This is a genomic window from Yoonia sp. BS5-3, from assembly GCF_038069655.2.
GTDB lineage: Bacteria > Pseudomonadota > Alphaproteobacteria > Rhodobacterales > Rhodobacteraceae > Yoonia > Yoonia phaeophyticola.
The window spans coordinates 15,175-32,765 of sequence record NZ_CP150952.2 but is presented as its reverse complement, the minus strand read 5'-3'; the positions used below and the strand labels follow the sequence as shown (position 1 = coordinate 32,765).

At 54.8% G+C, this 17,591-nt stretch carries 25 protein-coding genes; 20 read left to right on the top strand and 5 right to left on the bottom strand.

The window, feature by feature from the left end:
• Positions 1 to 30 precede the first annotated feature (30 nt).
• The 9 genes from AABB29_RS19930 (at position 31) to AABB29_RS19890 (ending at position 5,404) form a co-directional block, all read left to right on the top strand.
• Entirely contained in the window at positions 31 to 1,869 is a 1,839-nt protein-coding gene (locus tag AABB29_RS19930) for a ParB N-terminal domain-containing protein (RefSeq protein WP_341369185.1), read from the top strand.
• 52 nt (positions 1,870 to 1,921) lie between these two features.
• The gene (locus tag AABB29_RS19925) at positions 1,922 to 2,782 is read left to right on the top strand and encodes a hypothetical protein (RefSeq protein ID WP_341369184.1); all 861 of its coding nucleotides are present in this window, start codon (positions 1,922 to 1,924) and stop codon (positions 2,780 to 2,782) included.
• Between the two features lie 175 nt (positions 2,783 to 2,957).
• The gene (locus AABB29_RS19920) at positions 2,958 to 3,434 is read left to right on the top strand and encodes a DUF882 domain-containing protein (protein ID WP_341369183.1); all 477 of its coding nucleotides are present in this window, start codon (positions 2,958 to 2,960) and stop codon (positions 3,432 to 3,434) included.
• Positions 3,435 to 3,581: 147 nt separating this feature from the next.
• The gene (locus tag AABB29_RS19915) at positions 3,582 to 3,821 is read left to right on the top strand and encodes a plasmid stabilization protein (protein ID WP_341369182.1); all 240 of its coding nucleotides are present in this window, start codon (positions 3,582 to 3,584) and stop codon (positions 3,819 to 3,821) included.
• Positions 3,818 to 4,249, top strand: a complete 432-nt coding sequence (locus AABB29_RS19910) for a type II toxin-antitoxin system VapC family toxin (RefSeq protein ID WP_341369181.1) — start codon at positions 3,818 to 3,820, stop codon at positions 4,247 to 4,249. The genes AABB29_RS19915 and AABB29_RS19910 overlap by 4 nt, the downstream gene beginning before the upstream one ends.
• Before the next feature lie 22 nt (positions 4,250 to 4,271).
• A complete protein-coding gene (locus AABB29_RS19905; protein WP_341369180.1) occupies positions 4,272 to 4,526 on the top strand; it encodes a hypothetical protein in 255 nt (84 codons plus the stop codon).
• Positions 4,519 to 4,809: a hypothetical protein gene (locus tag AABB29_RS19900; protein WP_341369179.1), complete on the top strand. Its 291-nt coding sequence runs from the start codon at positions 4,519 to 4,521 to the stop codon at positions 4,807 to 4,809. The genes AABB29_RS19905 and AABB29_RS19900 overlap by 8 nt, the downstream gene beginning before the upstream one ends.
• On the top strand, positions 4,800 to 5,078 hold the full coding sequence (locus AABB29_RS19895; protein WP_341369178.1) for a hypothetical protein: 279 nt from the start codon (positions 4,800 to 4,802) through the stop codon (positions 5,076 to 5,078). Before AABB29_RS19900 ends, AABB29_RS19895 begins: the two co-directional genes overlap by 10 nt.
• A gap of 32 nt (positions 5,079 to 5,110) precedes the next feature.
• Positions 5,111 to 5,404 (top strand): hypothetical protein, encoded by a 294-nt coding sequence (locus tag AABB29_RS19890; RefSeq protein WP_341369177.1) that lies wholly within the window; start codon positions 5,111 to 5,113, stop codon positions 5,402 to 5,404.
• Between the two features lie 73 nt (positions 5,405 to 5,477).
• Here AABB29_RS19890 and AABB29_RS19885 read toward each other — a convergent pair whose 3' ends face one another.
• Complete coding sequence (locus tag AABB29_RS19885) at positions 5,478 to 5,960, bottom strand: thermonuclease family protein (RefSeq protein ID WP_341369176.1); 483 nt, start codon at positions 5,958 to 5,960, stop codon at positions 5,478 to 5,480.
• Between the two features lie 458 nt (positions 5,961 to 6,418).
• On the opposite strand from AABB29_RS19885, the gene AABB29_RS19880 reads away from it, so the two are divergent.
• From AABB29_RS19880 to AABB29_RS19850, 7 genes are all read left to right on the top strand, one after another.
• A complete protein-coding gene (locus AABB29_RS19880) occupies positions 6,419 to 6,769 on the top strand; it encodes a single-stranded DNA-binding protein (RefSeq protein WP_341369175.1) in 351 nt (116 codons plus the stop codon).
• Positions 6,770 to 6,966: 197 nt separating this feature from the next.
• Entirely contained in the window at positions 6,967 to 7,335 is a 369-nt protein-coding gene (locus AABB29_RS19875) for a hypothetical protein (protein WP_341369174.1), read from the top strand.
• Positions 7,336 to 7,422: 87 nt separating this feature from the next.
• The gene (locus tag AABB29_RS19870; RefSeq protein ID WP_341369173.1) at positions 7,423 to 8,367 is read left to right on the top strand and encodes a hypothetical protein; all 945 of its coding nucleotides are present in this window, start codon (positions 7,423 to 7,425) and stop codon (positions 8,365 to 8,367) included.
• A 536-nt stretch (positions 8,368 to 8,903) separates the two neighbouring features.
• The gene (locus AABB29_RS19865) at positions 8,904 to 9,278 is read left to right on the top strand and encodes a hypothetical protein (RefSeq protein WP_341369172.1); all 375 of its coding nucleotides are present in this window, start codon (positions 8,904 to 8,906) and stop codon (positions 9,276 to 9,278) included.
• Positions 9,275 to 9,910: a hypothetical protein gene (locus AABB29_RS19860; protein WP_341369171.1), complete on the top strand. Its 636-nt coding sequence runs from the start codon at positions 9,275 to 9,277 to the stop codon at positions 9,908 to 9,910. Before AABB29_RS19865 ends, AABB29_RS19860 begins: the two co-directional genes overlap by 4 nt.
• Positions 9,907 to 10,239 carry a hypothetical protein gene (locus AABB29_RS19855; protein WP_341369170.1) on the top strand — a complete coding sequence of 111 codons (333 nt, stop codon included), beginning with the start codon at positions 9,907 to 9,909 and terminating at the stop codon, positions 10,237 to 10,239. The genes AABB29_RS19860 and AABB29_RS19855 overlap by 4 nt, the downstream gene beginning before the upstream one ends.
• On the top strand, positions 10,236 to 11,693 hold the full coding sequence (locus AABB29_RS19850; RefSeq protein WP_341369169.1) for a DUF4942 domain-containing protein: 1,458 nt from the start codon (positions 10,236 to 10,238) through the stop codon (positions 11,691 to 11,693). Before AABB29_RS19855 ends, AABB29_RS19850 begins: the two co-directional genes overlap by 4 nt.
• Positions 11,694 to 11,769: 76 nt before the next feature.
• Here AABB29_RS19850 and AABB29_RS19845 read toward each other — a convergent pair whose 3' ends face one another.
• Positions 11,770 to 11,955, bottom strand: a complete 186-nt coding sequence (locus AABB29_RS19845) for a hypothetical protein (protein ID WP_341369168.1) — start codon at positions 11,953 to 11,955, stop codon at positions 11,770 to 11,772.
• A 291-nt stretch (positions 11,956 to 12,246) separates the two neighbouring features.
• Here AABB29_RS19845 and AABB29_RS19840 point away from each other — a divergent pair, with 291 nt between their 5' ends.
• Complete coding sequence (locus tag AABB29_RS19840) at positions 12,247 to 12,408, top strand: hypothetical protein (protein WP_341369167.1); 162 nt, start codon at positions 12,247 to 12,249, stop codon at positions 12,406 to 12,408.
• 42 nt (positions 12,409 to 12,450) lie between these two features.
• Here the strand turns inward: AABB29_RS19840 and AABB29_RS19835 are convergent, their stop codons facing one another.
• Both AABB29_RS19835 and AABB29_RS19830 read right to left on the bottom strand, forming a co-directional pair.
• Positions 12,451 to 13,722: a Y-family DNA polymerase gene (locus AABB29_RS19835; protein ID WP_341369166.1), complete on the bottom strand. Its 1,272-nt coding sequence runs from the start codon at positions 13,720 to 13,722 to the stop codon at positions 12,451 to 12,453.
• Entirely contained in the window at positions 13,719 to 14,153 is a 435-nt protein-coding gene (locus AABB29_RS19830; RefSeq protein ID WP_341369165.1) for a S24 family peptidase, read from the bottom strand. The genes AABB29_RS19835 and AABB29_RS19830 overlap by 4 nt, the downstream gene beginning before the upstream one ends.
• 243 nt (positions 14,154 to 14,396) lie before the next feature.
• Between AABB29_RS19830 and AABB29_RS19825 the strand changes: the two genes are divergently transcribed.
• Positions 14,397 to 14,735: a hypothetical protein gene (locus tag AABB29_RS19825; RefSeq protein WP_341369164.1), complete on the top strand. Its 339-nt coding sequence runs from the start codon at positions 14,397 to 14,399 to the stop codon at positions 14,733 to 14,735.
• 574 nt (positions 14,736 to 15,309) lie between these two features.
• Here AABB29_RS19825 and AABB29_RS19820 read toward each other — a convergent pair.
• Positions 15,310 to 15,840 carry a hypothetical protein gene (locus AABB29_RS19820; RefSeq protein ID WP_373636934.1) on the bottom strand — a complete coding sequence of 177 codons (531 nt, stop codon included), beginning with the start codon at positions 15,838 to 15,840 and terminating at the stop codon, positions 15,310 to 15,312.
• Positions 15,841 to 15,943: 103 nt separating this feature from the next.
• Between AABB29_RS19820 and AABB29_RS19815 the strand changes: the two genes are divergently transcribed.
• Both AABB29_RS19815 and AABB29_RS19810 read left to right on the top strand, forming a co-directional pair.
• Complete coding sequence (locus AABB29_RS19815; protein WP_341369162.1) at positions 15,944 to 16,636, top strand: competence protein CoiA family protein; 693 nt, start codon at positions 15,944 to 15,946, stop codon at positions 16,634 to 16,636.
• Between the two features lie 305 nt (positions 16,637 to 16,941).
• Positions 16,942 to 17,565, top strand: a complete 624-nt coding sequence (locus AABB29_RS19810; protein WP_373636933.1) for a GIY-YIG nuclease family protein — start codon at positions 16,942 to 16,944, stop codon at positions 17,563 to 17,565.
• Positions 17,566 to 17,591 lie beyond the last annotated feature (26 nt).

The following is a 17,591-nucleotide window of genomic DNA, read 5'->3' as shown; positions in this document are numbered from 1 at the left end:
AAACCCATCACCATATCAAGGATAGAAAATATGACTGACCAAACAACAATCCCGCAGATCACCGAAACCGTAGCGTTTGCCGATCTTTATGTTTCCCCTTTGAACCCGCGCACAGTGGTTTCCGAAGATGAAATCGCATCGCTGGCCGAGAACATCAAAATCGCTGGCCTGATCCACAACCTTGCAGGGTTCCGCCATGACGGGACCGAGGGTGTTGGCGTGGTGGCTGGTGGGCGTCGTTACCGCGCTCTCGCGCTTTTGCAAGACGATCCGCGCTTTCAGAACGTGCAGGTTCAGATTGCGCCTGATGAAGACACCGCGAAACTCTGGGCGACAAGTGAGAATGCGCAGCGCCAAGACCTTCACCCCGCCGATGAAATCCGTGACTACGGCGCATTGGAGAAGACAGGTTTGAGCGCAGGACAGATCGCCGTGGCCTATGGCGTGACCGAAAAGAAGGTTTATCGCCGTTTGGCAATGGCTGGTCTACACACGGCTGTTTTGGATGCGTTGAAGGCCAGTGAAATCAGCATGTCCCAAGCCAAGGCGTTCACGATCAGCAACGACGAAAAGCTGACCCTTGAAGTGTTGGAGCGCGTGAAGGCGAACGGCACGAAGGGTTGGGGCGCAATGTCCGATTATCAGATCAAGGAAGGTTTGAAGCCCGATCACGTCAAAGGCAGTGATCGCCGCGCCGCCTTTGTTGGTGTTGAAGACTACAAGGCCGCAGGGGGCCGTGTTGGTGGCGACCTGTTTGAAGACGAAACGATCTTTGATGATCCAGCGATTTTGCAGGAGTGTTTTGAGGCGAAACTTGCCAGCACTGCCGCGCAGATCGCAACGGACAATGGCTGGACTTGGGGCGAGGGTATCACGGACGATTATGTCTATAGCGATACGATCAACCGCATGAAGATGGCGCGGGTCTACAAGGTCGAAGGCGTGTTGACCGAGGAAGAAAGCGACCGTTACGACGAGTTGGGCGAACTGGTCAATGGTGATGCTTGCGATGAAGCTGGTACGGCTGAATTTCTGGAATTGCAGGCAAAGGCCGATGGTGGCTTTACGGCAGAGCAGAAGGCCCATGCAGGCGTTGTGATCTACGTTGATCACAGCGGAGACATTGAGGTGATCGAAGGGCTTGTGCGCCAAGAGGATCAAGAGGCAGCTATCGCAGCGGGCGTCTTGAAGAAATCGGCGCACAAAGAGACCCCGAAGAAATCACCCATTTCAGCCAAGTTGCAGGAAGACCTTGACCGGATCGTCATTGGCGCACGTCAGAATGCGCTACTGGACGACCCGACCCTTGCCCTTGATTTACTGGCTTTCCAGTTGACCCAATCGAAGGGTTGGCAGCGTATCCATGCCTATGATGTGTCTTTGCCCCATCTGGCGAACGTGCCGGAGTGCGAGACAGGTTACACGCAGGACAAGCGCCTGACGTTGCCTGACCCCGTAGAGAGCAAAGGCAGCAAGGCCGAGGACTTCACCGCATTCCGCAAGCGCGGCCATAAGAAGTGCATGGATATGCTTGTGCGAACTCTGATCGGGCAGCTTTCAATCTCACACGCTGATCTTGGCGAGTTGATTGACGAGAAGACGAAGAAGGTCACGCGGGATCACTTCACCCCGACAGCCGAGAATTTCTTTAGCCGTGTTGGTGGCCCTTACATGATCGCCTTGTGGAACGAATTGCTGGACCTGTCCGACAGCCATGATGCTGCCAAGACGTTTGCAGCACTGAAAAAGGGCGAGAAGGCCGCGAAGCTGGAAAAGCTGTTTAGTGACGAAGCCACACGCAAGGCCCTTGGCGTCACTGAGACGCAAGAAGCCCGCATCGCAGCATGGTTGCCCGAAGGCATGGTTTGAGGCTTGGAGCGGGGCGCGTAAGCGCCCTGCCCCCCTTATCGGAGGCAGAACTATGACCTACCAATTCAAACACGATACATGGCCCGGTGTCAGCGAACCCGTGAAGAATGCTGATTTGCGCGTGTTGTCCCTTGGGGCGGGCGTTCAAAGCACCACCTTGGCGCTGATGGCGGCACATGGCGAGATTGGCCCGATGCCAGATGTAGCGATTTTCGCAGACACAGGTTGGGAGCCGTCCAGTGTCATGGAACACTTGTCATGGCTTTCGGGCGCGAACGTCCTGCCGTTTCCGATCACCACTGTAAAGGCGATGGACTTGCGCCAGCACGTCATGGATCGCGCCGAGGCCGACGAAGGCCGCTTTATATCTCTGCCGTTCTTTCTGGACACTGGCGGCATGGGGCGGCGGCAATGCACACGGGAGGCCAAGATTGCACCTGTGAGGGCTGAAATTCGACGGTTGCTTGGTGTCCCCAAGGGCCACCACGCCACACGGTTCAACGTCGAGCAGTGGATAGGCATATCCAGTGATGAAATGCCGCGCATGGCTGATGCCCGCGACAAGTGGATCACGAACCGTTGGCCTTTGATCGAGGCGCGTATGTCGCGGGGCGATTGCTATGCTTGGCTGGACCGCCACGGATACCCAAGGCCCCCTAAATCGTCATGCATCGGTTGCCCGTTCCACAAAGACGCTTTCTGGCGCGATATGCAGCTGAACGATCCGACCAGCTTTGCCGATGCCGTCGAGGCAGACAAAGCCTTGCGCGAGAATGGTCGAGCGCGAGGGATGCAGAGCCAAATGTATATGCACCGCAGTTGTCAGCCTTTGGGAGAAATCGACTTTGAAGCCCGCACAGGCGGGCCGCAGATCGACTTCATGGATGAATGTTCTGGGACGTGTGGCACGTAATCTTTGGTTGAAACGATATAGCGATACAGATACAATATTGTAATATTGTCGTGCGCGGACACACCGCGAACTCAACCCGATTTTTCCGATAGAGGATAAGCCAATGCAAACGAAAAGGGGTTTTCTAAAATCAGTCGGCATGGCGACAGTTTTGCTTGCCGCGCCAGCGGTTTGCATGGCGCAGGACACACCTTGGCCAGACATAGGCTATGATCGTATCTTGGTTGCAAATACCAACGGCGACCGCCTTTCCGTGCGGTTCCGCAACGGCCAGCGATATGACAATAGCAACCTTCAACGACTGAATTGGTTGTGGCGCGACTGGCGGGCAGGCGGTGCGCAACGTCAGATTGATCCACTGTTGTTTGGTGATCTGGCGTTAATCCAAACTCGCATGTCGCTCGATTTTGCAGAACCCAAACTGATACTGGTTAATTCAGGGTTCCGCACGGCTAGCCGTAACGCAACCATCGAAGGCGCAGCCCGCAATTCGCAGCACGTACAAGGCCGAGCCTGTGACTTCAACATGGTTGGTGTTAGCCCTGCCCTCGTTGTTGGCTACGCCGAATCCTACGGGGTTCACGGCCTTGGCCGCTACGCCGATTTTACCCACATTGATGTTGGTCCAGAGGGGCGGCGTTGGAGTGGATGATAGAGTTTCCTTGTGGTGAGGATGTACCTGGCCCCGCTTCGGCGGGGCCTTTTTTCCCACCGACGAGTGACGTGATAGCATTTTATAACTTGCCATCATTGCCCAAATTTGATAGCATTCATTGAAGTGATAGCAAGGAGCGAACACATGGGAAATATGTCAATTAGAAATCTGCCAGATGAAATTCATGACGCGCTGAAACTTCGGGCGGCAAAGAACAACCGAAGTGCAGAAGCCGAGGTGAGAGCGTTGTTGGTTGAAACTTTTGTAGCGGAACAGCAAGGCGGGTTTGGGACGCGCTTGCGGGCTTGCTTTGAAGGGATTGAGGGTGACGAATTGGATGTTGCCAGAGACAAAACCCCAGCACAACCTTTGGAGCTAGGATGATTATTCTCGATACCAACGTCATTTCCGAGCTACAGAAGCCTGCGCCGAATCCGAATGTCGTGAACTGGTTGGATCAACAAGAACCAACGAACCTGTATTTAACGTCCATCACGGCTGCGGAGCTTATGTTCGGTGCACATTGTTTGCCCAATGGAAAGCGGGCCGCTGAGTTGCAAGATGCCGTAGCCCACATCATTGAGGACCAGTTCAGAGGACGAATTTTGCCCTTCGATGCAACCGCTGCCCACTATTTCGGAATGCGAATGGCTCTTGTTCGTGGCGAAGGTATCTCTGTTGGGTTTGCGGACGGCCAAATTGCATCAATTGCGGTCGCAAACAACACGGCCCCTGTCGCGTCACGGGACACCGCCCCCTTTGAGGCGTTTCGGCTGGATGTGATCAACCCTTGGAAAGAAACAGATGACTAAACGCCCCGAATATGACCGCTTCATGAAGATCATCAATAACAATGGTGGCTTGCCTATCGACAACGACGACCTCGCAGCCGAAGCCGTCAAAGAGGCTGTGCTGGACATGGGGTTTGACCCTATCTGGGCGACCAAAATCCTTTTGACGGCGCTCGATAAAGTTAATGCTGAATTTGAACGACCCGATCACAAAGCGGTCGATTTGTTCACCCAGCACATTGCTTCCCGACCAGATACAGGGCCAGCCTTATCGCAAGTGGAGCCTTGTGATGGATGAACCCACCACGATCTACGGGCGCTTCCTGTTGTGGGTTTACGTCGAAGGTCATGGGGGTCGCGTCTTGCCAGTATGGTTCAGGCGCATGTTCGCACGGTCGCAGGTTCATCGCGCTTGGCTGTCTGGTCGAGACGGCAATTTCTGGGAACGCGGCGTCAGGTATGGGCCAGCCAATCCCTATCGCGAATACCGCGCCGCAATCGACGCGGAACTGGACGAATTTATGGGCGCAGAACTGCGATCCATTGAAGCAGATATGAACAGGAGGACATCATGGCAATGACAGGCGGAAAAGCCGTGGCCGCGACGGTCGTTGTTACCGCAGTTGCTGGCATCTTGGGTTATATCTGCGCGACCGGCTATTTCACTTTCCGCGATTACGGTTTCACCGCTGCCGTGGACTGGGCGTGGCTGGCTCGGAGCTATTTTCCTCTTCGAACTGTCCGGCCCGACGATTTTTGGCTGGCGACCAGTATCATCGGCGGTTTCTGTCTGGTTGGGCTGATCGGGGCCGCTCTGTTGATTTATCAACGCCGCGCTCGGTACGAATGATGCTGCCTATATTGGAAGAAATGCAGATACGCATGGCAGAAGTCATTTTCCGCCCCTTGCGTGTCTTGAAGTCTTGTTGGTCCGAGGGCCGAACAACCTGCAACCGGTATTCGCTTGCAGGCTGGACCGTGTTTCTACCGGCCCTTGGATTCGGCGCAATGCTCGCGAAGGGCCTTTCATCCGAGGCATTCCGCTTTGACCGAGAGCCAACGCTAATCTCAAACATCGGACTGATCTTTGTGGCGGTCTGGCTGGCATTCACGATGTATGCAGGGTTCATGGCTGTTGCGACCGGCCTTATCGGGACCGTGCGTCGGTCAAAGTGATATTCTGCCCGTTCCCCCAGGGCGATGCCCTGCGAACACGGGCCTGCGCTATTCGCGCAGAAACGCTAAAGCGTCAACCACACCAGCTTTGACGGCGACCACCATCATAAGCTCGCGCCAACCCTTCGCGGATCAAAATGTCTGCGATATTTTCCCCGCCGACATAAAGCCGCGCCAATCCCCGATCGAAGCGGTCACGCCCCGGCAATCGGATCACTTCCACCAGCCGTCCGGACGTCATCAACGCGCGCAGTCGCGCGGTTGCTGCCTGTCCTAGCGCCAGCTCGAAATCGCAGTGCGGTTCAAAGGTCTCTGGCGTGTCCAGACCGACCAGCCGCCAGCTATCGCCATCCATGCGGATTGTGTCGCCATCAACGACATACACCGCCGCCGGATCGACTGTTTCAGCGTCCACCTGTCCCGTAATCAGCGCCAATGCCAAACCAGCCTGCAATGCCCGGTAGGAGAGTGGGGGTCTTTTGGTCCACATCGAGACGCAGACCCATAGTGCTTTTTCTCTAAGGCGCGTTCCGCTTCTGTTGCCTGTGTCAGCCATGGTCATTCCATCATGCCAAGCGCGGTCTTTCCCGCTGCCAAATCATGCCACAAACATGGACCAATCGGGATGGACTTTCACCCTGTTTCCGCCCCCGTCGAAGATCCTCATCACGTTCCGCGTTTGCCCGCGCCGTTGCTGTCTTTGCTGTATTCGGTGTTGATCACTGTTGCACAGTCACCAACATCCTTGGTCTTACCAGGCCCTTCTAAAAACTGAGCGCGACGGTTCTCAAGTGTCCCCTTGGACGTGTTTCTCAAACGGAACTTCACTTAGTTTTCTCTTAGCGACCGGCTCCGGCTACGCCTTTGCCTTCAAACAAAAAAACGGTTTCCATCCGAATTAGAATATTTTACAATATTATAATATCGTTCGGACCCTCCGTTTTTTGGTTTGATCGCATCGAATACACGCTTGACCGTTTTTTATCGAAACACTCTCACCAAGGAGACACCACAATGAGAACCTTTGCAGAATTTCAGATCATGGGCCGCGTAGGTAAGACCAAAGACGTTGGCAACACCCTCCGGGTCACAGTTGCCGCCGAATACGGACGCAAAGACAACAACGGCGACTTTCAGGCAAACGCCTACTGGAACGAAGTGACGATCTTCAACGAGAACGTCATCAAGTGGGTGAAAGAGAACACCCAACCCGGTGATCTGGTCCATGTTCGCGGCACGCTCCGCCAGACACAATGGGAAAACAGCTCCGGTGGCACCGAGTACGGCATGACCCTTGCGGCTGACGACTTCGACAACATGAGCCAGGACGAACGTCGCCGCGCAGCGAAAAAGCAAGAGGGCTAACACCCTCGGTGGGCCTAACGGCCCACCACTCTCCCAACGGGCTTGTCAGTCGGCTGGAAGTTTTCGGTCGCAGATAACGAGAATAAGGATTGGACGTTTCCGGTCGGCCCTCTCACCAAAGGTTCCTTCCCGGTGACAAAAACCCAAGGGGTTTTTCCAACTGGATAGCCGGGAAGGTCATCACAGAGGACAAGCTGATGGAATACAAAGACACGCCTGATCCACGTCACAACCTGCCATCGAGGCGGCTCACTGAGACCCGCAAGATCACAACACAAGACGGGCATAACATTCACCTGTCTGTCGGTTATGACCCAAAGGAAAATGGACGGCCCCGCGAAGTTTTCTACTCCGCGGGCTTCAAGTCAGGGTCGCAGCTCGAATTTCAGGTTCAAGACGCCTGCGTGATGTTCTCGCTTCTTTTGCAACACGGCCTGCGGCCAGAAGACGTTGCAAAATCGCTCTCACGATCCGAGCAGCCAGACGGTTCTATGACATATGCCAGCATTGTTGGCTTGATCGTTTCTGAATTGGCCCAAACTGAAACCGTTGCCCCAAACGACTGACCATTGTATGACTTATCTACCCTCGGTGGTCTTAACCGCCGTGTCTGGTTTCAAATCCAAAGCGCTGCTTAAATTCAAGGACCAACCATGCCCGAAATCTCGATTCCCGACTATCCGTTCAAACTGCCAAACGAGGCGTCCACTCTTATTTCGCGGTTCGGATTTTCCCAAAAAGAAGCCTCCGTCTTCTATGGCGTCCGCCTCGATACAATCAAAAAATGGATCAGCGGAAAGATGGCAATGCCCGATGATCTTGTTCTCGAAAGCTACAACAAGCTGGCTCGATTGCAGGACTTCGCGGCACTTGTTGCTTCGGCTTACAATGATCTGGCCGTCGCAGATGACGGGGAACACATGGCCCAACAACACATCAGCCTGCCTACCGTCACGCAGATGCGGCGCGGCTTCATGCCGGTCTCAAAGGGCTTTTACGAAAGCCTTTTCGCCGACATAGCCGCCCACGCTTATAGTTCAGGTCCCGATGACTTCTGCTATGTTGTCCCAGAAGCACCAGACGAAGAGATTGGCACAACGAATTTCTGGATTCGGCTTTGGGTCGAACAGGATATGCAGATGGAGCTTTGCATCGAGCGCGAGGACAGCGTTGCACGCTTTGATGTTGATTTTTACAGCTTTCTAAAGACTGAATTATCCAGTTGGAAAAATGTTCAAACCACATTTTCTGGCGGCAGCGACTTCCACCCTCACCCCGACGAAGTTTGTCTCGATATTCCTTATTCGCCAGATTGGTACGGCGAAGCCCATGACCTCACCGACGAAGAAGTTGCGTTAGCTGGGACTTCGGTTCGGATCGCCATTTCCATCGCGGGTAGCGACACATTTGATGATATTGCTGGCGACGAACAGCGATTTATCCTGTTGGTCGAAGATGATGAAATTCGTCCGATGATGGAAGCGCATGAAGGACCAGAAGACGCCGATCTGTGCGCAACAAATGAAAATTTGGCATTGATCCTGCGTGAAGTTTTCGGGTCGCGTAAAGCGTTGCTGTCAAAAGCTGCATACCAATAGGCGTTAGGCCCATGCCCCGCTCCCAAGGGCGGGCCACCGCGCCCTAGTTTCAGCCGGCAAGCGGCTTGCACCAGAACACCACGCCCCGATACGAGCTGATGCAATAGGATGGGGCCCGTCTCTTGCAGAGCCAGGCGCCACCTTTCCATCATGCCCGCCCTGGGCCGCGATGATCTGCCCTTCGGGTGACGGTCGTTCGCTTCGCCTTGTGCATCGGATCTCGCTCGATCCGGTTTTTCTAGTCGTTTGGGGTTCGGGCAAGCCGAACGCCGCTGCACGACGATCAGGGGACCGCCGGTCCCCCAATGCAACCCCGAAATACTGCGCCCAAAGGGGTGTCCCCACCAACGGTCCCTGCGGGCTGCGTTGCCGGGTGATCCCCCTCCCCTTTGGGCTGGATTTCAGCATTGCATCGGTTCCCCCCTGCTCTCGGCGAGGGCCAAGGTTTCAGGAGAGGCACCGCTACGCGGACCTTCCAGAACCCTTGTCCGATTTTGGGAAACACCAGAACGGACCACACCACAAAGGAACACGATATGATGAAGGTTTTTGAAAATCCGGCGCACCTACGCGCGGCGATTAATGATGTGCGAAATGGCACGAATACAGCGAAGCAGTTTGATCGTTGGGCTTACGTTGGGGCTGACGGAAATATCTACACACACCCAACGGAACAAGGCGCGATGCGCCTAGCTGGAACGCATGGCATTGGTATTTTCACACTGAGGGCTGACTACGACACGGCAACTTACGAATTTTCATCTTCTGATCAAACCATGTTGCGGACGTTCGGCAAAGACCACCACGAAGCGGCAAAAATCAAGCCTGACATGACCTTGATTGATCCCGAGGGCAACACCATCGCCACAATGGACGCATGGGCGTCCGACTGGACGGAGGCGGGCCAATGAGCAACCCGCAAAAAGCATGGGAAAGCGCCGAAGGTATCAGCGCGGAACGCCTTATGGCAGTCACAGCATTAGAAACGGGGGCGGGCTATGTGGCCCGCTTCACAACCGACGAAGGTTTGCGAGGCTTTGGGCAATCGCTGATCCAACATCAAAACGGCACGTTTGGCATTTTGATCATGCCAGATGGACGCATTCCGCAAGAGCGCGAAGCGCGGGCAATCCTTATGCCACACCTTGCAGAGCGTGAGGAAGTAATCGCCACCGTTCAACTGGCCTTTGAGTGTTCAGCCGCCGCCAGCTTGCACGATCAAGGACGCCAGATTCACGACAACATCACCCGACTTCTGGGCGAGGATATGCACACAGACGTTGCATGTGTGACCGTTTCTATCGCGCACCTTTCCCCAGAGGCCGAGACATACGGGAATGTTGAGCCGTCCAACGTGCCAAGCATCCAAGCCGAGCGCATGGGCGAAACCTTGGCCGAACACTATGGTGATATTGAAAGCGCAGGGGAGCAGCTACGCGCCGCCCTTTGCGATCTTCGCCACTTCGCCGACGCCAACGGCCTTGATTTTTCCCGATGGGATCAATCCGCCGCCAAGCACTATGGCGCGGAGGCAGATCAATGAAACCGAGCATTTTCAAGATCACGGGGGGCCATCTAACCGCCCGTGACAAACGCAATATCCTTGATTGCATCGAATACCTGCGCGGACAGGATCACCATAACGCATGGCTTGGATACAAAGGATCACCCAAGCGATATTGCGTCACAGCCTATGCAGACTTGCCGAATATCTACGGCGTCAGGATCAGCGAAAACTACACAACCGATTGGGGCGAAAAACGGCAACGTGAGTGGAAATTCACGGTTGAGGCAAAGGGCATCGACCCTTTGCAGCCCGTGCCACCAAAAGCCGACCCCCAAGCCGATCTATTTGAAGGAATGAGCGCATGAACATGCAAGCCCCCGAAATCATGGCCGACGACAGCGAACAGGCACCGAACCTGCCCGCCATCACTTCGCAGATCGAAGATATTGTTGCCGCCCGCGATGCAGCACTTGCCAAGATCACCGACGCCGCCACCACCCTTGAAGCCGCCTATGCCCTCACCGACGAGGCAAACGCCTTCGCCCGCAAAGCCCAATGCGGCCGGAAATATTGGGGCATCGACCGGACCCACAACAAACACTATGAACACCTTTCGCAGCAGGGCTTTGACGCCGCGCAGTCGGTTGAAACCTACCGCCGCCAGCTTGACGCATCCGTCTGGTCTTACCTGTTGGAAGAAACAGGCATCCGCGATCTGATGGACGCCACAGGATCACGCGAGTTCGACCAAGGATTGCGCGAGGAAGTCCCGCCCGTGACCGTGCAGGACGTTCGCGCCACCTTTGAAACGTGGATGTGCAATGCCGATCTGACCTTTGCACGGGGGGTGGCCGTCGCCTTTGCGCGGCTTGATAGCCGCTTCAAATCGCACGACGCCTTCAAACTCGGTTCACGCATGATCGTTGATCGTGCCTTTTCCGAGTATTCCGGCAGCTTCAACCGGACATGGGCCGAAGAAACCATCATCGACGTGGAGCGCGTCTTCGCCAAACTGGACGATCAAAAGCCAGCCGGTCGCGGCTTGATCCAAGAGATCGACGCCGACCGGCGCGGCTACGGGCCGCAACAGTCTTTGACCGAAAGCCGGTTTTTCCGCATCCGGGGCTTTATGAATGGCAACGCCCACCTTTGGTTCACCCGCGATGATCTGGTCACAAAGGCCAATCAGGTTTTGGCCGACTACTACGGCGAAGTGATCCCCGACGCCGCCCCAAAGGACGAGGACAGCGCCGCATTTGCGAAGCGCACAAACCTACCGTCCAAAGACCTGCAATTCTACCACACACCCGACGAAGCAGCGGCAACGGTTGTTGATCAGCTGCGCTTTCAAGAGGATCAACATATCCTTGAGCCAAGCGCAGGCACAGGCCACCTTGTCAGGCCCCTTCTGGCGAAGGGCCACAAGGTTACGGCCATTGAGATACACGCGGACAGGGTGCGCCAGTTGCGGGCGCTGGAAAGTCCGAAATGCCGGGTGATACATGGCAATTTCTTGAACCAGCCAGCGAACCCGATCTATGACGCAGTGATACAAAATCCGCCCTTCTTTCGGACGCATTGGATGGACCACTTGCGCCATGCCTATGACTTCTTGAAATTTGGCGGTCAGCTTATCGCCATCGTTCCGGCATCCGCCGAAGTCGGCCAAAGTAAAGCCCACATTCAATTCCGCCGTTGGGCCGAGAAAGCCAATGGCGGGCGAAGCTGGGGCATGTTCACAGACCTACCAGCCGAGAGCTTTGCCGAGGCCGGAACCAACATCAATACTGTTATCTTCAAGATCACAAAGCAGAATTGATTGCTCTAGTATCATTCATCTTCCCCGAAAAATCCTCGGGGGAGCGCCAACGGCGCGGGGGCAGACGGCCCCTGCCCTACATCAAAACGATGGCACCGCCGACGATCACGACCACAGCGACCACAGCAATGCCGATCCCCTTCATCCAGTCGGTCGCATTAGCGCCCGCTAGGATCGGATCTTCGCCATTGCATTGAGGGCAAGTTTTCGCACTTGCCGCGACCGGCTCAAAGCCACAATGCCCACATTTTCCGACCGCCATTTTCGCCTCTCAGTGCAACCGCTAGCGCGGCATTTGCTTTATTGTGAACATTCCCAGAAGCACGGTCAACGAGCTGAAGGCAGATCGAGCGCATCCCCCGTGTCTTTGGGAGCAGCGATCCTAGAACCGAATTTTCCATAAATAAGGCAATCTCCGTGAAAAACGACCGGGAACCCTACACGGCGCGGGGACCAGTCAACACCAAGCCCTTCGGGGCGCGTGCCGCGCGTGTGGACAGGCCCCCTTTAACGCCGTGTCTGGCATCCCTGTTTATTCACTAAGGAGATTACCATGAAATATTTACGCAAAAAATCTAATCGGTTACGTCGCATCGCAGCCCGCCGCTTGAAGACACTCAGAAAGCAACTGCGCAAGATCGACTTGAGCCTCAGCATCGAAATCAACCTGATCCTTCTCAAGATCGAGTTCACAATCAAGCGTCGCGAAAAATAACGCGACAGCATGGCAAAGCCCCTAGCGGGGCTTTTGCCTTTGTCATCGCACAATCGGCAAATCTGACAGCCGCGTCGTGTAGCGCGGACTGCGATGTTCCGCCCGAAGCTGCCAAGGCCGGTTCACGCCCTCACTTGCAAGCACCATCGTCTTTTTCCCGAACCGATCATTAATCAGATCGAGCGCCCGCATCGCTTCACCGCTTTTGCTGCGGGGCGCATCAAAAAGCGTTCGCGGTCGGTCCTCGATAGGCAGAAGATCATCGAGCATAACGCCAGCTTTCGTGAAGCCGAATTTTGCCGCCTGTCCTTTCGGCCAGGCGGCGTCTGCACATCGCCGCGCCGCCCGCACCAGCTCAAATGTATCGCAGGACATTGGCATGATCCGCGTGGACCTACTGCCCGCATATTGCGGACGGTCCTTGCGATGCCTGTTGGTGTGGAAAAACACCGTCAGCGTTCCCGCGACAAGCCCGTGTTGGCGCAATTTTTCCGCTGCACGGGTCACATGCGCTGACACGGCTTGAAAAACTGTGTCGAAATCCGTCATCGGCTGACCCGCCGAGCGGGTGACAGCCATGCCTTTGCGTTGCGGTTCAACATCATCAAAAGCCAAACATGGTTCACCTTGTAATTCCAGAACCGTGCGTTCGAGTACGACCGTTCCGACCGCCCGGGCCTGCCTTAACGGCATGGCCCGAAGGTCTGACGCTGTTTGGATACCAAGCTGACGCAGTTTCGCGTCAGTCTTGCGCCCAATGCCCCATATGTCCCCAACTGGCACCATTGGCAGGAGCCAATCGGCCAGTGTGTCGTCCATCATATCCAGCACCCCGCCGAATATCGGGTTCTTCTTAGCTATGTCGTTTGCGCACTTCGCCAGCGTCTTCGTCGGCGCGATCCCGACGCGCACCGGCACGCCGATCCGCCTCAGGACCTCGCGCCTCATCGCGCGGGCATGTTCTGCCCGATCCTTGAACCCGCCAAAGTCCAAGAAACATTCATCTATCGAGTAAATTTCCACATTGGGCGTGAAGTCTTCGTAAACCTCGACCACGCGACGGCTTATGTCGCCGTAGAGCGTGTAATTCGAGCTAAAGACCTTCACCCCATGCGCTTTGATCTTATCGCGCAGCAGGTGCAGCGGTTCGCCCATCTTGATTCCGAGCGCCTTGGCTTCATCGGATCGAGCTACCGCGCATCCATCATTGTTCGACAACACGATCACCGGCACGTTTTTCAGCGCGGGGTCGAAGATCCGTTCAGCAGAGACGTAGAAATTGGCGCTATCGGAAATCGCGATAGGCCGCTTCATTCCAGATCATACCGCCGCACGACGCCTGCGATCACACCCCAAATTTCACTGTCCTCGGTCAGTTCAATTTCTGGGAAAGTCTCGCGGCCATTGGCCGGGGCCAGAAAATACCGCCCATCCCGCTTGCGCAGGATTTTGGCGGTCACTGCCCCTTCCACAACGGCCAGAACCGCACGGCCAATCCTTCGCTTGCCCGCACGATCAACAGCGATCAGATCACCGTCACGGATTCCGGCGTCCCAAAGGCAGTCGCCTTCGACACGCCACCAGAATGTCGATGAAGGACGACGAACGACCCATGAAATCGGGTCTATTTCGTCTTCAAGATCATCAGCAGCGGGGGACGGAAAACCCGCACTGGCAGGCGTTGTCACCAACCGAAGGGGCATACCATTGGCAACCACAGGTGTTTCCACCGGAAAAACAGGCATCCAAATCCCTCCTATGTTCTTGGATTGTTCTTTTCCTCTTTCTGCCAAGTCGCCCCATTCTGTCAAGGTTTGACCAAACTGGAATTGCGATCCGGCTGTGAAACTTTTCCTATTCATCTTCCCCGAAAAATCCTCGGGGGAGCGCCCTGCAGGGCGCGGGGGCAGACAGCCCCCTTTGCAGCTTGTCGTTTCGACGGAGCTTGGTACAATAACATATCATTGTCTGATACACTGGATTGTTCTTTGTCGGAAACACTTGCCCCGATCCCAAACGTGATCACTGAGGTGGCTTTGCGCCACCGGCTTGAAACAGGGTCGAAATTGCTAATCCGTTGCACCCAAACTCCAACGCGAAAAGCGTCAACGTGGCACGGTGTTTGGACGATGGAGGCCCATCATCCTGACGGGTCTAAGCAGATGCTTGTCACGGCGCGTTCTCGCCTTGCTGGTCAAATCTGCGTTCGTGAGTTCAAGACTGTGACCGGAATCGTGTCGTTCCTGACAGACAGCGGCTTCACCGAAGTTTCCTTCCCCGTGATCGAGGGACATTCCGTGACACTTCCGCTGGATACCGAAATCTAAGCAGACAGAGCAGGATGTTTGGTGGCCCATGTCCCGCCCGTTGGGCGGTCCACCGCGCCCTAGTTCCAGCCGCAAGCGGCTTCCACCTGAACACCGCGCCCCGATACGAGCTGATCCAATAGTCGTCGGGCCGTCTCTCCGAGCCGCCCCGCTTCCTTTGTCTCATGCTCGCCCTGGGCCGCGCCGATCAGCCCTGCGGGTGACGGTCGTTCGCTTCGCCTTGGGCGGGCAGCGCGTTACCCACAATCCCGACACTTCGATGTGTGGTGTCTTCGTTTACGGGAGTGCGGCGGTTTGGGATTCAGACGGTCAAGCCGCCTTCACCCGCACTGGATAACCCCCTGCCCTACGGACCTTTGGTCCTTGTCGAACGTCACACAACTTTGACTCGATTTGGCAGGTTTTCCGAATCTGGTCATGAGGCCGCGTCACGTAATGCTGACCTGATCGTCAAGCATTTCTGACCCAGACCAGCCATCCCACTGATTAAATCATGTGTTTCGCATCCGACGACGGAGAGCGCGTCCTTCCGTTCGATGGAAGGGCTAAACCTGCTACGTTAGAAATTATGAGATTAGTTAGCTTTAGGCATGTCTGCCCATGATAGCCGGAGATTGTTGCCGGCTCTTTTTGGCAAGTTGGCCCGCTTCACGAGACGACCCGAAACTTCAAAGTTGTCGTCTATTTTCACTATGAGCAGTTTATTGAAATGCCTGTCAAGGCGCACGCTGGTCTTCTCTTTGCTGTTATTTGGCGAGATCGTTTTGACCTCAACAAAGTCGTTGCCTAATCTACCATCGGACCCTTTGGCGTGGTTCTTGTGAAGTTTGATTCCATACATGATCGCACCAAAAAGCTCACCAATGTCGCCGTAGACGTTGAGGTGTTGTCCTGTGTCGCCGAAATAGGCCTCTGCAAGCGTCAATAGGTCCTGAAAGTATGGAACCAAAGTTGGATCAGCGTTCGGATATTTGAGGCGCAGCTCAGCCTCGCGCTCAAGTTCAGCAAGTCGGCTGTATTTGGTTTCTTCTGGATCAATGATACTTTCCCATGCGAGCCATTCGCCATCAATCCAAAAAGCGTTGTCCGGGCCTAGTATATCCATAGTCATCTCAAACTCCTCTTTTTGAGCAATACCTAGAGATGTTGGAAACATTATGACCTCCCTTACTCTTGGCAACATCCTGTAGAATAACCACTTAAACAGAATGAGATTTGCACTTTTGAATGATCAACGAGTTGAAGCGAAGCCCGGTGCCAAAGGCGTTTGTCCAGGCTGTAATGCCGAAATGTTAGCCCGATGCGGCACAAAGAAGGTTTGGCATTGGGCGCATAAAGGTCGCCGTCATTGCGATCATTGGTGGGAAAACGAAACCGAGTGGCACCGCGACTGGAAAAACCGGTTTGCGACCGACTGGCAAGAGGTGCCAGCTCGCGACGGAACAGGTGATCTTCATATAGCTGATATCAAGACACCCTATGGCCTTGTGATCGAGTTCCAGCACTCTGCTATCAAGCCGGACGAAGTGGAAAAGCGCACTAATTTCTACGGCCAAGTGATCTGGATCATCGATGGAACCCGCCGCCCAACTGATCTGATCCAATATGAACGGATGCTTTCAGAAAACTACCCGGAACGGTTCGACGGCGTAGACATCTACACCGTTTATTGCGATGAAACCCGGCTTCTCAAAGAATGGGGATCATTGGGCAAGATTGTAGGATTTGACTTTGGCGGCGATAATCTGTGTTTGCTTACAGCCGCACAAGGCAGAAGCCGCTATCTCTTCGATTTTCCGAAAGTGGAGTTCGCTAAATTGATCCGTGAAAGCAGTCCGTTGCCAGTGGTCCAGTTCGCAAAACCTGTCCAGCGTGGCTTCCATCGCCGCAGAAGGTTCTAGTAATTATCCATAGTGACCAAAAACTTCATCTAAAGAAAAACAGGTGACTATGATCATTGATCGTCTGGTATATCGCCTGTTGGGGGCAGCATGTTTCAATTCACTGAATTTCTGAGAAAGATTGATCTGGACCCAACGAGAGTCAGGCTACTTCGTCATGATGCACGGGGCGTTGCAGCGTGGCGTCGGGGTGGCCCAGATGCCTTCGGCTGTTTTGCCAGTTTTCAAAGACGAACTCCCCCCCTTATGGTGGAGCTGAAGTTGCATGCCACTTCCTTCCTGCTTCTAACCTACCGGATGGAACGTTGACCGCGCTTTATGTTGGAACCACACTCATCACCGATCAGTGGGCATGGGATGGAGATCGACTGCCTCATATCCAAGACATGGAAATAATTGACGGGGAAATGGGCCGAGAGAATGTTGATGCATTTGATTTGGAGTGGATCGAACAGGGCAGTGAATATGCAGAACGCCTACTCATTAACTGGGGTCCTGGAGGAAGAGCTTGGTCCCAACGGGCGCACAGGATGCAGAAAGCTATTTTAGAAATCCGCCTACAGGCAGAGGAGCCACCTTTCCCAGGTTTTTCGGGCTTCCTATCGCGGATCAGCGAGATTCCAAGGTTTCCACAAGCATGGGCAGGTTCTCTTGAAGGGGCTCGAGGGGTCTATTTGTTGGTTGCAGACAACGGTGATCAGTACGTGGGTTCGGCGACAGGCCTAGGTGGTTTTATGGGGCGCTGGCGCCAATACTTGCTGAATGGTCACGGTGGTAATGTACGGCTTCGTGAGGCAGGCCAGCAAGATTATCAAGTGGCCATCTTGGAGGTTGCTTCGCCGGACATGTCATTAGGAGATATCTTGGCGCGGGAGGCATTCTGGAAAACCAAGCTCGGTGTGCGAGCGCACGGCTTGAACGCGAATTAGGGTACTATCAGACAGTTGATTAAGGC